At 69.3% G+C, this 14353-nt stretch carries 13 protein-coding genes; 3 read left to right on the top strand and 10 right to left on the bottom strand.

What is annotated here, in order from left to right; genetic code table 11:
* Positions 1-10: 10 nt before the first annotated feature.
* Positions 11-1000 carry a CobD/CbiB family protein gene (locus tag JOY88_RS16980; protein WP_293503810.1) on the top strand — a complete coding sequence of 330 codons (990 nt, stop codon included), beginning with the start codon at positions 11-13 and terminating at the stop codon, positions 998-1000.
* A 107-nt stretch (positions 1001-1107) separates the two neighbouring features.
* Here JOY88_RS16980 and JOY88_RS16975 read toward each other — a convergent pair whose 3' ends face one another.
* The 5 genes from JOY88_RS16975 to JOY88_RS16955 form a co-directional block, all read right to left on the bottom strand.
* Complete coding sequence (locus tag JOY88_RS16975) at positions 1108-3108, bottom strand: prolyl oligopeptidase family serine peptidase (RefSeq protein WP_293503809.1); 2001 nt, start codon at positions 3106-3108, stop codon at positions 1108-1110.
* A gap of 81 nt (positions 3109-3189) precedes the next feature.
* Positions 3190-4089, bottom strand: coding sequence for a Tim44 domain-containing protein (locus JOY88_RS16970; protein WP_293503808.1), 900 nt, complete (start codon positions 4087-4089; stop codon positions 3190-3192).
* Between the two features lie 59 nt (positions 4090-4148).
* The gene (locus JOY88_RS16965; RefSeq protein WP_293503807.1) at positions 4149-4853 is read right to left on the bottom strand and encodes an SDR family NAD(P)-dependent oxidoreductase; all 705 of its coding nucleotides are present in this window, start codon (positions 4851-4853) and stop codon (positions 4149-4151) included.
* A complete protein-coding gene (locus tag JOY88_RS16960; RefSeq protein WP_293503806.1) occupies positions 4854-5444 on the bottom strand; it encodes an RluA family pseudouridine synthase in 591 nt (196 codons plus the stop codon).
* Complete coding sequence (locus tag JOY88_RS16955) at positions 5444-6346, bottom strand: DMT family transporter (RefSeq protein WP_293503805.1); 903 nt, start codon at positions 6344-6346, stop codon at positions 5444-5446. The genes JOY88_RS16960 and JOY88_RS16955 overlap by 1 nt, the downstream gene beginning before the upstream one ends.
* A gap of 63 nt (positions 6347-6409) precedes the next feature.
* On the opposite strand from JOY88_RS16955, the gene JOY88_RS16950 reads away from it, so the two are divergent.
* On the top strand, positions 6410-7396 hold the full coding sequence (locus JOY88_RS16950) for a quinone oxidoreductase family protein (RefSeq protein ID WP_293503804.1): 987 nt from the start codon (positions 6410-6412) through the stop codon (positions 7394-7396).
* Between the two features lie 51 nt (positions 7397-7447).
* Here the strand turns inward: JOY88_RS16950 and JOY88_RS16945 are convergent, their stop codons facing one another.
* The 4 genes from JOY88_RS16945 to lspA form a co-directional block, all read right to left on the bottom strand.
* Entirely contained in the window at positions 7448-7963 is a 516-nt protein-coding gene (locus tag JOY88_RS16945; RefSeq protein ID WP_293503803.1) for an FxDxF family PEP-CTERM protein, read from the bottom strand.
* An 85-nt stretch (positions 7964-8048) separates the two neighbouring features.
* Positions 8049-9524: an ATP-binding protein gene (locus tag JOY88_RS16940; protein WP_293503802.1), complete on the bottom strand. Its 1476-nt coding sequence runs from the start codon at positions 9522-9524 to the stop codon at positions 8049-8051.
* 64 nt (positions 9525-9588) lie between these two features.
* Positions 9589-10401 carry a DUF2189 domain-containing protein gene (locus JOY88_RS16935; RefSeq protein ID WP_293503801.1) on the bottom strand — a complete coding sequence of 271 codons (813 nt, stop codon included), beginning with the start codon at positions 10399-10401 and terminating at the stop codon, positions 9589-9591.
* Complete coding sequence (gene lspA, locus JOY88_RS16930) at positions 10385-10876, bottom strand: signal peptidase II (RefSeq protein WP_293503800.1); 492 nt, start codon at positions 10874-10876, stop codon at positions 10385-10387. Before lspA ends, JOY88_RS16935 begins: the two co-directional genes overlap by 17 nt.
* A 112-nt stretch (positions 10877-10988) precedes the next feature.
* Between lspA and JOY88_RS16925 the strand changes: the two genes are divergently transcribed.
* Positions 10989-11495 carry a DUF1269 domain-containing protein gene (locus tag JOY88_RS16925; protein WP_293503799.1) on the top strand — a complete coding sequence of 169 codons (507 nt, stop codon included), beginning with the start codon at positions 10989-10991 and terminating at the stop codon, positions 11493-11495.
* Positions 11496-11501: 6 nt separating this feature from the next.
* Here JOY88_RS16925 and ileS read toward each other — a convergent pair whose 3' ends face one another.
* Positions 11502-14333, bottom strand: coding sequence for an isoleucine--tRNA ligase (gene ileS, locus JOY88_RS16920; RefSeq protein ID WP_293503798.1), 2832 nt, complete (start codon positions 14331-14333; stop codon positions 11502-11504).
* Positions 14334-14353 lie beyond the last annotated feature (20 nt).

Below are 14353 nucleotides of genomic sequence, written 5' to 3'. Positions count from 1 at the left end.
ATCCGCGCCCATGAATTTCTTCGCGGTGCTGCTGGCCCTGTTGTGTGAGCAACTGAAGCCCTTGAGACATGGCAACCGGGTGCACCAGTCGGTCATCGCCTGGGTGCGCTGGACGGGACGCAACTTCGATGCCGGCGACGAGCACCATGCCCTCGTCGTCTGGTCCATCACCGTGCTCGTGCCGGGCCTGGTCGTCGCGCTGGTCTTCCTGGCCCTGCGCCATTTCAGCCTGCTGCTGGCGCTGGGAATGGACGTGCTGGTCCTGTACATGACGCTGGGCTTCCGCCAGTTCAGCCACTACTTCACGGACATCCGCGACGCGCTGGAGCGCGGCGACGACGCCACCGCGCGCCAGTTGCTGGCCGAGTGGCGCCATCTGGACGCGAGCGAGCTGCCGCGCACCGAGCTGATCCGCCATGTCATCGAGCATTCGCTGCTGGCCGCGCACCGCCATGTCTTCGGTGTGTTCTTCTGGTTCATCGTCTGCTCGACGCTGGGCCTGGGGCCTGCCGGCGCGGTGGTCTACCGCATGGCCGAGTTCGCCGGCCGCTACTGGGCCTTCAAGAGCCGCACGCTGGATGCGCCCACCAACACGCGCCTGCTGGCCCTGTCGCGCCAGGCTTTCACGTGGATAGACCACCTGCCCGCGCGGCTCACGGCGACGGGCTTCGCCATCGTCGGCAACTTCGAGGAGGCAGTGAACGGCTGGCGCCGCGATGCCAGCCTCTGGCTGCATCCCAACGAGGGCATCATCCTCGCGTCTGCGGCCGGTGCCGTGGGCCTGCAGCTGGGCGGCGCGGCCGCGCCCGGCATCACGCCGGATCGCAGCAAGACCTTCGACGCAGGCTCCGAGCCGGACGCCACCGGCGCTGCGGGCTCGACGGCCGGTGCGCTGCCGCAACTGGGCCATCTGCAGAGCGTCGTCGGCCTGGTCTGGCGCTCGGTGGTGCTGTGGATGCTGCTGCTGGCGCTGCTGACGCTGGCCAATCTGGTCGGCTGAGCGCCGGCCTTCGGCGCCGCCGTACGGTCCCGCCGAAGGGGAACGGCCGACAAAAAGGCCAGGCACCCTTGCCGGATGCCTGGCCTGTGCAGGGGCCTGGGAAGGCCTTACTTCAGCACGGTCTGCTGCAGGAACAGCACGGTCGCATAGAACTGGTAGTCCTGGTTGTCCTTCTTCTGGAAGCCATGGCCCTCGTTGTCGGCGCGCAGATACCAGACCGGCGTGCCGCCCTGGCGCACCGTCGCGACGATCTGCTCGGCCTCGGTATAGGGCACGCGCGGGTCGTTCTTGCCCTGGACGACGAACAGCGGCTTCTTGATCTTGGCCGCATTGGTCAGCGGCGAGATCTTCTCCAGGTGCGCCCGCATCGCCGGGTCGCGCTCGTCGCCGTACTCCACGCGCCGCAGGTCGCGGCGGTAGCTCTCGGTGTTGTTCAGGAAGGTCACGAAGTGCGAGATGCCGACGACGTCGATTGAGCCGGCGATGCGGTCCGCGTAATGCGTCGACACGGCCAGCGTCATATAGCCGCCGTAGCTGCCGCCCATGACCAGCACGCGGGAGGCGTCGAGGTCGGGCTGGGTGGCGATCCAGTCAAGCAGGGCGCCGATGTCCTTGACCGAGTCCTCTCGCTTGAAGCCGTTGTCCATGGCCAGGAAGCTCTTGCCATAGCCGCTGGAGCCGCGCACGTTGGGCTGGATCAGCGCCATGCCCAGTTCCTGCACAAAGTAGGCGTTGCGCCCCAGGAAGCCGAAGCTGGCCTGCGACTCGGGGCCACCGTGGATGGAGATCAGCACCGGGCGCTTGCCGGCGAACTTCTTGGGCGGCGCCGTCAGCAGGCCGGAGATGGTCGTGCCGTCGAAGCTCTTCCAGCGCACGATCTTCTGCTCGCTGAAGCCCGAGGTGTCCATGCCGGGGGCGGCGGCAGCACGGGTCCATTGCTGGACCTGGCCGTCCGTGCCCAGCGAATAGATCTGGCTGGGGCCCTGGGCGTTGCTGATCGAGAAGGCCAGCTCACCGCGGTCGCGGTGGAAGGAGGCCGTGCCGACGTTGCCGTTGGGCAGGGTGGCCGGGGCAGGCAGTTCCTTGGCCGTCGCCGCGTCGAAGAAGTGCAGCTCGTCGCGACCGTCGACGTTGAACTGCGCAGCCAGCTTGGTGCCGTCGTCGGTCAGCGTGACGCCACTGACGTCCCAGGGGATGTGGCTGCTGACGCGGTCGATGCGGCCGCTGGCGAGGTCCAGCTTCATCAGCTCGCGGAACTCGCCGGCGCGATCGCTTGCGATCCACAGCCAGCGGCCATCGGGTGCCCAGCCGGCCGGCGAATAGGTGGCCTGGGCCTCCTGGCTGCCGACGGCCGGCGCAATCTGCTTGGCCACGCCGCTGGCGATGTCCAGCATCCAGATCTGCGATTCATTCGCCGACAGGTAGCGCGTCAGCGTCACCAGGCGCTCGTCCGGCGAGGGCCGACCCGCGGCCCAGCCGCCGCCATCCAGCTCGGCGAGCTTGCGGCGGCCTTCCGGCTTGGCGGGGTCCATCAGCCACAGCGTCGTCGCGATCTTGCTGCGCGTGCCGCCCTGGGCGGTGCGGTCGATGGGCACGGACGAATAGATCAGCTGGCCGCTCTTGCGCAGCCAGGTGTTGATGGCGTGGCGCTCGTCGGGGCTGGTCAGCAGCACCGGCTGGGCGCCGGCCTGGTCCAGCGCCAGACGATAGATCTGGCCCACCTCGTTGCCGCCCGTGGCGCGCTCGAAGACGATGTACTGGCCCAGGCGCGGCTCGTAGCTGGCGCGCGTGACCGGGTCGACGCCGTCGGTCAGCTGCTCACCGTCGGTCAGCGGGGTCGTCACGCGGAAGATCTGCGCCGTGTTGGCGCCTGCCTTGCGATGGCTGACCAGCATCTCGCGCTGGGTCGGATGCCAATCGGCGAACGTATGCCCGCGGAAGTCGTTGTAGCGGACTATCGCGTCGGCCAGGCTCTGGGGCACGGGCGGGATGCCCTGGGCGAGCAGGTTGGCATTCGGTGCGACGACCGCGGTCGGTGCGGTCGGCGCGGCGCAGGCGGCCAGCAGGGCGGTGCCAATCGCGCAGAGGGAGGAACGGAGACGGGTCATAGGATGCTCAAAAGCAAATGGGCGCTCAAAGCGCCCATTCTCGACCGGGTTGGACTCGGGTCTAACCCGCTGTGACTTCCGTCATGCGCTCTGCTGGATGCCGGCGATCAGCCAGCCCTCGCCGGACTTGGCCAGATGCCAGATCTCGTCGAAGTCGCCGGCAGCCTGATCGCTGGCTTCGCGCACCAGGCCCCAGAAGCGCACGGAGACGATCTGCTGACCATCCTCCGTCGCGACGTCCACGACGCTGGCGTCCAGTTGCAGCACCTCGGTGCGCTGGGCCTTGCCGCCGCGCTCCAGCAGCTCCTGCTGGATGCTGGCGTACATCTGCGGCGTCGTGAAGCGGCGCAGGTCGGCCTGGTCGCCGGCGTCGTTGGCGGCCTGCAGGCGGATGAACACCTGCTTGGCGATCTTCTCAAAGCCGGCGGCGTCGAAGTCGGCCGGTACCGAGGCGGCCGCAACACCCGTTGCGGCGGCCGCTGCCACAGGTGCCGCGGAGGATGCGGGCTGAGGCTGCCATGCCGGTTGGGCGGGCTGGGGCTGCGCATCGAAGGCCATGCCGTTGGCGCTGGCCAGCTGCGGCGCCTTCGGCGCGGCGAAGCGGCGCATCAGGAAGCGGATGACGAACAGCGCCACCAGGCCCAGCAAGACCATGGTCATGATGCTGGCCAGCTCGCCACCGAAGCCGAGGTGGCTGGCCAACGCTGCCAGACCCAGGCCGGCGGCCAGGCCGGCGATGGGGCCCAGCCAGGAGCGCTTGGGAGCCGGCGCCGCGGCGCCGGCCTGCTGTGGCGTGACGGGCTTGGCCGGGGCGGCCTGCTGAGGCGCGGCGGGCTGCTGGGCCGGAGGCGTGTTCGGTGTGGTCTGGGCGGGCGTGCTGCGCTTGATGCCACCGCTGCCCAGGCGCTTGGCCTCGGCGTCATGGGCGGGCAGGGCGAGGGCTAGCAGTGTGGCCAGGCTCACGGCAAGGATGCGATTCAAGCGGAGTCTCCGGAGAAAGTAAGGGAACGAGCCAGAGATAGTGGCTCGTTGCATGATTTTCAAGCTTCTCGAATGTCGGCGACTATGGTTTTTCCGAAGTCTGGCCGCAACATAAACCGAACAATGGCCGCCGCAGTGGCCTCGGCGGTCTGCAACTGGCCGCCGTCCTTCAGACCCTGGAAGCGGGTCTGCTCGGGGAAGCGGCCGGGATCGGCGCCGCGCAGCTGCACCTGCATGTCGGTGTCGATGACGCCAGGGGCCAGCGACACGATGCCCACGCCCGGTTCCTCCAGCGCCAGCGCCCGGCTCAGATGGTCCAGCCCGGCCTTCACGGCGCAATACGCCGCGCTGCCGGCCATCGCGCGCCGGCCCAGGCCGGACGAGATGTTGAGGATGCGGCGCGTGGGCACGTCCGTCGTCTCGGCCAGGAAGACGCGGCTCAGCAGCGCGGGCGCCTCCAGGCCGACGCGCATGGCGGCGGATAGGCCGGCGAGGTCGGAGCCCGCCAGCGGGCCGGGATCGCTGAGCAGCGCCGCGTTGTTGATCAGCGTGGCGCCGTGCCAGCCCGTGTGGGCGCGCAACCAGGCCTGCAGGCGCTCGGCGGCGGGCAGCGGGTCGGCCAGGTCCAGCGCCCATTGCTCGGCATCCAGCGCCGGATTGGGCTGGCGGGCGATGCCGATGACGGTGTGATCGGGCTGCGCGAGCTGCCGGGCGAGGGCGGCTCCCAGGCCGCGGGAGCTGCCGGTGACGATGTAGAGGTGCATTCAGAACTCCGGAGGGCAGAGGAAGTGGTGGCCGGCGACGCGCAACTCGCTGGCATGCAGCAGCAGGCGCGGGCTGGCGGCGGCGATGGCGGGCGGGGCATACAGCGTGTCGCCAAGGATGGCATGGCCCAGCGCAGCCATGTGGACGCGCAGTTGGTGGCTGCGGCCGGTCAGCGGCTCCAGCGCGACGCGGGTGTGCCCGCCCTCATGGGCCAGCGCGCGCCAGCGCGTCTGCGACGGTTTGCCGCGTGTATGGTCAACCTGCTGGCGCGGCCGGTTGGGCCAGTCCGCCGCCAGCGGGAGGTCGATGTGACCTTCGCCTTCCAGGTGGCCTGCGACGACGGCGATGTAGACCTTGCCGACGCGGCGCTCGGCGAAGTCGGCGCTGAGCTCGCGCTGGGCCTCGACGCCGCGGGCGAACAGCAGCAGGCCGGAGGTGGCCTGGTCGAGGCGATGCACGATCAGCGCGTCGGCGAAGAGCGCCTGCACGCGGGCGCTGGCACAGTCGGGCTCGGTACGCCCCGGCACGCTGAGCAGGCCTGCCGGCTTGTCGATGACGACCAGACGGTCGTCGGCGTGCAGCACCCGCATCAGCGCGACGAGACCAGGATGCCCGCGGCGATCAGCGCGAAGGCCACGCCGTGGTACCAGGCTGGCGCCAGGCCCAGCAGGGCGGCCGAGATGACGGCCGCGAACACCGGGGTGAGGTTGACGAAGAAGCCGGCCAGCGCCGGCCCGGCCTCGGCTACGCCCAGGCCCCAGCAGCGGTAGGCGATCAGCGAGGGGCCGATGGCGACATAGGCCAGCACCGCGACGAGGGTGGGACTCCAGTGGATGGCCGCCGGCGCGACGAACTGCTCCGCACCGGCCGCCACGCCCGAGAAGACGACGCCGAACATCAGCTGGGCCATCAGCGCCTCGGCCCAGTTCCAGTCCGGTCGTTCGCCGGGGCGCAGCCCCGGCGCCGGACGCGCCAGCATCCAGGAGTAGACGGCCCAGGTGAAGATGGCCACCAGCATCAGCAGGTCTCCAGGCACGAAATGCACGGCCAGCAGTGCCGCGGGGTCGCCACGCGCAATGACGACCGCCACGCCGGCCAGCGACAGCGCTGCGCCGGCCAACTGGCGCCGCCGCGGCCTGACTCCGTAGCAGACGGCGCCCACGCCCAGCATCCAGACCGGCATGCTGGCCGTGATCAGCGTGACGTTCAGCGGCGACGAGGTGTGCAGGGCCAGGTATTGCAGCGCGTTGTAGCAGCCCATGCCGAGGAAACCCAGCCAGGCCAGGCCGCGCCAGCGCCTTAGCGCGTCGCCGGGGCGGGTCAGCAGCCGGCGCGCCAGCGGCGCGAGCAGCGCGAAGGCCAGCAGCCAGCGCAGCCCGTTCAGCGCCATCGGCGGGATGTCGTCGCGCACCAGCCGGCCGACGACCGCATTGCCGGCCCACAGCAGGGGCGGCAGCGTCAACAGCAGGGCGAGGCGTGGGGTCAGCTTCATCGGGCGGCGCGCGCGGGGCAAAGGGCTGGCACGATAGCCGACAACGCAACAAGGAGCGCCGTGATGAATGAGAAGGCCGTGGTGATTGACGCCCCGGGCGGGCCGGAGCAGATGAAGCTGGTGGACGTGGAGGTCGGCGCGCCCGGGCCGGGCGAGATCCGCATCCGCCACGAGGCCTGCGGGCTCAACTACATCGATGTCTACCACCGCAACGGCAGCTACCCGCTGCCGCTGCCGGCGCGGCTGGGCATGGAGGGCGCGGGCGTCGTGGAGGCGGTTGGAGAGGGCGTGACCCACCTGAAGGCGGGCGACCGCGCGGCCTATGCCAGCCAGCCGCCGGGCGCCTATGCGACGGCGCGCGTGATGCCGGCCAAGGCCGTGCTCAAGCTGCCTGATGCCATCGACTTCGAGACCGGGGCGGCCATGATGCTCAAGGGGCTGACGGTGCAGTACCTGCTGCGCAAGACCCTGCCCCAGGGCGGGCTGCGGGCGGGCGACTTCGTGCTCTTCCACGCGGCGGCCGGGGGTGTGGGCCTGATCGCCTGCCAATGGGCTCGAGCGTTGGGCCTGCAACTGATCGGCACCGCGGGCAGCGCCGAGAAATGCCAGCTTGCGCTGCAGAGCGGCGCAGCGCATGCGATCAACTACCGCAGCGAGGATTTCGCGGCGCGGGTGCGCGACATCACCGGCGGCCGCGGCGTGAAGGTGGTCTACGACTCGGTGGGCGCGGACACCTGGGAGGGCTCGCTGAACTGCCTGGCGCCCTTTGGCCTGCTGGCCAGCTTCGGCGCGGCCTCGGGGCCGGTGGCGCCGATCAACATCGGCACGCTCGCGGCCAAGGGGTCGGTCTACGTGACGCGGCCCACCCTCTTCACCCATATCGCGACGCAGGAGGCCGCGCAGGCCATGGGCGACGAGCTCTTCGGCATGGTGTCCAGCGGCCAGGTCAAGATCCGCATCGACAAGCGCTACGCACTGGCCGAGGTGGCCGAGGCGCACCGCGATCTGGAAGCCCGCCGGCTGACCGGCAGCGCCATACTGCGGCCCTGAAAACGGCCAGGCCGGCGCATGGCCGGCCTGGGTCAGAGCGACTGCCGCCGGTCAGCGGCTGCTGCGGCGGCGCGCGATGGCACCGACGGCGGCGAGGCCCAGCAGCATCAGCGCATAGCTTTCGGGCTCGGGCACCGGCTGGGCCTGGATGTTGAGCGAGCCGGTGAAGCCGACCGTGCCGCCGATCAGGTTGCCGGTGACGACCAGCGTGTGCAGACTGGGCGTCAGGTTGCTGGCCGTGTAGGTCCAGGCGTCGAGGCCGATGCCGCCGGGCAGGGTCAGGTTGACATCGGGCGTGAAGGTATTGCCGTCAAAGGTGACGCCGGTGACGTCGAAGCCGCTGCCGCCCGCGAAGTTGGCGGTGATGACGGCGTTCAGGTCGATGGCCGTCCAGCCCGACAGGCTGGAGAGATCCAGCGTGAAGGTGTTGGCGCCGGTGCTGGCGGCGGAGAAGCTGCCGGACCACTGGTTGGGACCGTTGGAGGTCAGCGTGATCGGCGTGGCGGCGGCAGCAAGGGTGCTGGCGAGCAGCAGCGCGGCAGAGACCAGGGCGGGCTTGAGCAGCATGGACGACCTCGGTGGCAAACGTTGCGACTGAGTATGTCATCGCGGCGATGACAGAGGTGCGAAAACGCGGCCCTAACCCGGATTCTCAGATGACGCGGCGCAGCACGACCTCGAAGTTGAAAGAGGAGCCGACGCCGGGCTCGCTCTCGACGTCCACACTGCCGCCCATCAGCGCCACCAGGCGCTGCACGATGGTCAGGCCCAGGCCGGTGCCGCCGTAGCGCCGCGTGATGCTGCCGTCGGCCTGCGTGAAGGGGTCGAAGATCTGCGCGATCTGGTCACGCGTCATGCCGATGCCGGTATCCACCACGGAGCCGCGCAGGCGCAGCCGCGCGGGCGGGTCGTCCTCCCTCACCTCCGCCAGCGCGATCTCTATGCGCACGTCGCCATGCTCGGTGAACTTCAGCGCATTGCCGACCAGGTTGATGAGCACCTGGCGCAGGCGCAGCGCATCGCCCACGATCCAGGACGGCACGCCGGGCTGCACGCGGGTGTGCAGGCGGATGTGTTTTTCATGGGCCTGCAGCAGCAGCGGCTGCAGCGCCTCGCCCAGGCAGTCGTGCAGGCTGAACGGCGTTTCCTCGATGACGATGCGCCCGGCCTCGATCTTGGCCACGTCCAGCAAGTCGTTGATGATGGTCATCAGCCCCTTGGCGGACTGGTGGGCCATGCTGATGAAGCGGTGCTGGCGCTCGTCGAGCTCGGTCTGCAGCACGAGCTCGGTCAGGCCCAGCACGCCGTTCATCGGCGTGCGGATCTCGTGGCTCATGTTGGCCAGGAAGGAGCTCTTGGCCTGGCTGGCGGTCTCGGCCGCCTCGCGCGCGGCGACGAGGGCAACCTGGCTGGCCTTGAGGTCGGCGATGTCACGCGCGTTGAAGAGCATGACGGTATCGCCGGTGACGGGGTCGCGCATGGGGCGGGCGTCCAGCGCATGCCAGCAAAGTCCGCTCAGGGTCTGCAGCTCGACGTCCTGGCGGCAGGTCTCGCCGCGCAGCACGCGGCGCAGGATGCTGTCGGCGTCGTGGGCGTGGGCGAACAGGCGGGTGAACTCGCTGCCGCCAGCGGGTGGCTGCGTATCGCCGAAGGTGAGGGCCGCTGCGGGGTTGCGCATCAGCAGTTCGCCAGTGCTCGCGCCCAGCAGGCCGAACACGGCGATGCGCACGGAGGTGTGCTGCAGCGCCTCGACGCCGCGCAGCATGGAGAGGTCGGCGCCGCCGCCGAGCGAGTCGGCCGCGAACAGCATGACCTGGCGGCGTTCGGGCGTGCGTATGCCGCGCGAGACCAGCATCACCGTCGTCGGCTCGCCCTTGGGGTAGAGGGTCCACTGCTCGCGGACGATCTTGCCCTGGGCATGGTCGGCCGCCGTGACGGCCAGGCGTTCCCGCACGGTCTCGCCGTGCTCGGAGAAGTCACGCGACAGGAACTCCTCAGCGCTGTCCGCATGCCAGAACCGCAGGGCTGCGGCATTGGCCCAGAGGTTGCGCTGGTGCTCGGGGTCGAAGACCCACAGGGGGACGTCGAGCCAGTCGTAGTGGCTCAGGCTGGCGAAGTCGAGGAGCATGGGGGGCGGGAAGCGGCGCGCGATTGTCACCGTTCGGCGCGGCGAAGGCGCGTGAACTACTGCGCTAACACGCGCCGGGCGGGCCCATGGCGGCGCGGTAGGCATGCCAGCTGGCATGGCCCAGCCAGGGGCCGACGACGACGAGGCCGACGAAGTACGGCAGCATGGCCCCCACGATCAGCACCGTCACGAGCAGCCCCCAGAACAGCATGACCAGGGGCTGTGTCAGGCAGAGCTTGAGGCTGGCCAGGGCGGCGGTGACGGCGTCGGTGTCGCGGTCCAGCAGCAATGGCATGGCGATGACGCTGATGGCGAAGATCAGGCCGGCGAAGACGGCGGCGACGGCCAGGTAGGCGACGATGAAGCCCAGGTTGTGGGGATTGAGCAGTTGCCGCAGCGAGCCGGCGAAGTCCGGCATGCCGTCGAAGCTGACGGCGAAGACGACCAGGGCCGCGCGCCCCCACAGCATCTCCAGGATGAGCAGCATGAAGCCGAAAATCGCGATCTGCCGGACGTTGGCCAGCCAGGCACCCAGCGAGTCCTCGATGCTGGGCCGTTCTTGCCGCTCCAGGCGCAGGCTGACTTGGTAGAGGCCCAGGCACAGCAGCGGCCCCAGCAGCAGGAAGCCGGCGCACAGCACCAGCGTGTAGATGGGGGCATGACGGAACACGGCCAGCACGGCCAGGCCCATCAGCGCGAAGCAGGTGCCGAAGAAGGTGCCTATGCCCGGTGCGCGCCGCAGGTCGGCCCAGCCCAGCCTCAGCCAGCGCAGCGGCGCCGACAGGGGCAGGTGCTGCAGCGGCGGGCCGAGCTCGACGGCGGGCTCGGGAACGTAGGGCGTGTAATGCTGTGAGGGCGGCTCAGGTGCGTCGGACACGGCGCAATTCATCGAGGACCAACAGGATGGCACCGATGGTGATCGCACTGTCTGCGACGTTGAAGGCGGGGAAATACCAGCCGCCGGCATGAACCTGGATGAAGTCGACGACATAGCCGTGGATGGCCCGGTCGATGACGTTGCCCAGGGCGCCGCCAAGGATCAGCGTCAGCGCACAGGAAAACAGCTTCTGGTGGCCGTGGCGGCGCAACATCCAGACGATGAAGCCGGCCGCGGCCAGACCCAGCGCGAGGAAGAACCAGCGCTGCCAGCCGGAGGCGCCGTGCAGGAAGCTGAAAGCAGCGCCGTAGTTGTGGGCGCGCACAAGGTTGAAAAAACCGGTGACAGGATGCACATCGCCCAGCCGGAAGGCGCCGAGGATCAGGATCTTGGTGAACTGGTCGGCCACGATGATGACGGCGGCGATCAGCAGCCAGGCCGTCAGGCCGGTAGAGGAGGATGAACGAGAGGGCATGGGTCGGGTCGCGATGCGCGGGGCGTCAATGTAACTTGCCACCGGCCCCGGGCTTGTGGGCGGGGGCGAAGCGGGGTAGAAGCAAGACTCTCTCTTCCCATTGGAGGAAGCCATGCGAAAGCGCATCTACTGGCTGCTGCCCGACCTGGGCAGTGCACGGCGGACGATGGACGAGCTGTTGCTCGCCCGCATCACGGAGCACTACATCCATTTCGTGGCTGCCGAGGGCGCGCCCATGGAGGGACTGCATGCGGCCAACGTGCTGCAGACCTCCGACCTTGTCGAGGCGGCGCAGTACGGGGCGCTGATTGGCTCGGGCCTGGGCGCGGCGGGCGGCGTGGCGGCGGCCTTCGCCTTCGGCCCGGCCTCGCCCGCGGCGCTGGTCATCGGACTGGCCGCGGTGGGCGCCATGCTGGGCACCTGGTCGGCCAGCATGATCGGCAGCTCGACGCCGAGCCGGCGCCTGAAACGCTTCGATCAGGCCATAGGTGATGGGCACTACCTGCTCATCGTCGATGTGCCGCGCACCCGGGTGAGCGAGATCGAGCGGCTGCTCCACCGTACCCATCCCGAGGCGCATTTTGAAGGCAGGGAACCCAACGTCCCGGCCTTCCCCTGATCCGGCTCAGGCGACGGTGCGGGTCTCGCCCGCACCGTACAGGTTGCTGTCACAACGCCCGCACAGCGTCGGGTGAGCGGCAACGCTGCCCACGTCGGCACGGTAATGCCAGCAGCGCTCGCATTTGGCGTGGGCGCTGGGCGTGACGACGACACCCAGGTCGGTGGCGGACACCAGCTTGACCGCGGAAGTGATGAAGACGAAGCGCAGGTCTTCGCCCAGGCTGCGCAGCAGGGCCTCGTCCTGTTCGTTGACCTGCAGCGTCAGCTCGGCCTGCAGCGAGGCGCCGACGGCGCCGGTCACGCGCACGGCCTCGATGGCCTTGTTGACCTCGTCGCGGATCTCGTGGATGCGGTTCCACTTCGCGATCAGGCCCGCATCGGTGGCGCCGAAGTCCCAGTAGGTCTCCGTGAAGATGCTCTCGCCGGCCTTCTTGGCGGCAAAGATCTTCCAGGCCTCCTCGGCCGTGAAGCTCAGGAAGGGCGCCATCCAGCGCAGCATGGCCTGGGTGATCTGCCACAGGGCCGTCTGGGCCGAGCGGCGCGCCAGCGACTTGGGCGCGGTCGTGTAGAGACGGTCCTTCAGCACGTCCAGATAGAAGGCGCCCAGGTCCTCGGAGCAGTAGACCTGCAGCTTGGCGACGACCGGATGGAACTCGTAGCGCTCGAAGTGGGCCAGGATGTCGGCCTGCAGCTCGGCCGCGCGGGCCAGCGCATAGCGGTCCACCTCCAGCAGTTCAGCGGGCACGACGGTGTCCGTGGCGGGATCGAAGTCGCTGACGTTGGCCAGCAGGAAACGCAGCGTGTTGCGGATGCGGCGGTAACCGTCGACGACGCGGGCGAGGATCTTGTCGTCACCGGCGATGTCTCCGGAATAGTCCGAAGCCGCAACCCACAGCCGGATGATCTCGGCGCCCAGCTTCTGGCTGACCTCTTGCGGCTGGATGCCGTTGCCCAGCGACTTGCTCATCTTGCGGCCCTGGCTGTCCACGGTGAAGCCGTGGGTCAGCAGGCCGCGGTAGGGCGCCCGGCCCTGAACTGCGCAGGACAGCAGCAGCGAGCTGTGGAACCAGCCGCGATGCTGGTCATGGCCTTCGAGGTAGAGGTCGGCCTCGGGGCCGGTCTCGTGGGCGGCGCCGGCATGGCTGCCCTTGAGCACATGCTGGAAGGTCGAGCCGGAGTCGAACCAGACGTCCAGGATGTCGTTGCCCTTGGTGTACTGCACGGCCTCGTCGCCCAGCCATTCGCGGGCGTCCAGCTGAGCCCAGGCCTCCACGCCGCCTTGCTCGACGAGCTGGGCGGCACGTTCGATGAACTCCAGCGTGTTCGGGTGGGCTTCGCCCGTGTCCTTGTGCAGGAAGACGGGCAGCGGCACGCCCCAGGAGCGCTGGCGCGAGATGCACCAGTCGGGCCGGCCGGAGATCATGTCGTGCAGGCGGGCACGGCCGTTCTCGGGATAGAAGCTCGTCGCCTCGATGGCGGCCAGCGCCGTCCGGCGCAGCGTGTCGGGCGCCTTGTCGACGGTGAACAGGCCCTCGCCCTCGTCCATGCGCACGAACCACTGGGCTGCGGCGCGGTAGATGACGGGCGACTTGTGGCGCCAGCAATGCGGGTAGCTGTGCGTCAGCTTGGACTGGGCCAGCAGCCGTCCGTTGTCCAGCAGCGTTTGCGCGATGGCGGCGTTGGCCTTCCAGATGTGCTGGCCGCCGAACAGCGGCAGGTCGGCGGCATAGGTGCCGTTGCCCTGCACGGGGTTCAGGATGTCGTCGAAGGCCAGGCCATGGGCGACGCAGGACTGGAAGTCGTCCAGGCCGTAGGCGGGCGCGGAGTGGACGACGCCGGTGCCGTCATCGGCGGTTGCGTAGTCGGCGAGATACACCGGGCTTTCGCGGTCATAGCCTGGGTGCACATGGGCCAGCGGGTGCTTGAACTTCAGCAGCTCCAGCTTGCGACCCGGCACGACGGCCACGACGCTGCCTTCCAGTTGCCAGCGCGCCAGGCACTTCTCCACCAGCGCCTCGGCGACGACGAAATAGCCCTTGGGCGTGTCGACCAGCGCATAGGGCAGCTCGGGGTTGAGGTTGAGCGCCTGGTTGGCCGGGATGGTCCACGGCGTGGTCGTCCAGATGACGGTGAAGGCATCCTTGGCCAGCGGGGCGACGCCGAAGGCCGCCGCGAGCCTGGTCGGCTCGGCGCTCAGGAAGGCCACGTCGACGGCCGGCGACTGCTTGTCGGCGTACTCGATCTCGAACTCGGCCAGCGAGGAGCCGCAGTCGAAGCACCAGTAGACCGGCTTGAGGCCGCGGTAGACGAAGCCGCGCTCGAACAGGCGCTTCAGCACTCGGATCTCACCGGCCTCGTTGCCGAAGTCCATCGTCTTGTAGGGCCGGTCCCATTCGCCCAGCACGCCGAGGCGCTTGAAGTCGGCGCGCTGCTGCTCGATCTGCTGGGCCGCATAGGCGCGGCTCTTGGCCTGCACTTCGTCGCGCGGCAGGCCGCGGCCGAAGGTCTTCTCGATCTGGTTCTCGATGGGCAGGCCGTGGCAGTCCCAGCCGGGGATGTAGCCGGCATCGAAGCCCGCCAACTGGCGCGCCTTGACGACCATGTCCTTCAGGATCTTGTTGACCGCGTGGCCCATGTGGATCTGGCCGTTCGCATAGGGCGGGCCGTCGTGCAGCACGAACTTCGGCTTGCCGCAGCGCGCGTCGCGCAGCTTCTTGTAGACGCCATGTTCCTCCCATTCCTGGATCCAGCCCGGCTCGCGCTTGGGCAGGTCGCCGCGCATCGGGAAGGAGGTCTCGGGCAGGTTCAGCGTGGAGCGGTAGTCCGGGGTGGTCATGGCGTGCGGCCAGGCGGCGG

The sequence above is a fragment of the Roseateles sp. genome, from assembly GCF_019237615.1.
Lineage (GTDB): Bacteria > Pseudomonadota > Gammaproteobacteria > Burkholderiales > Burkholderiaceae_C > Pelomonas.
Note: the sequence above shows the minus strand (reverse complement) of the source record. Positions and strands in the feature narration are given on the sequence as shown.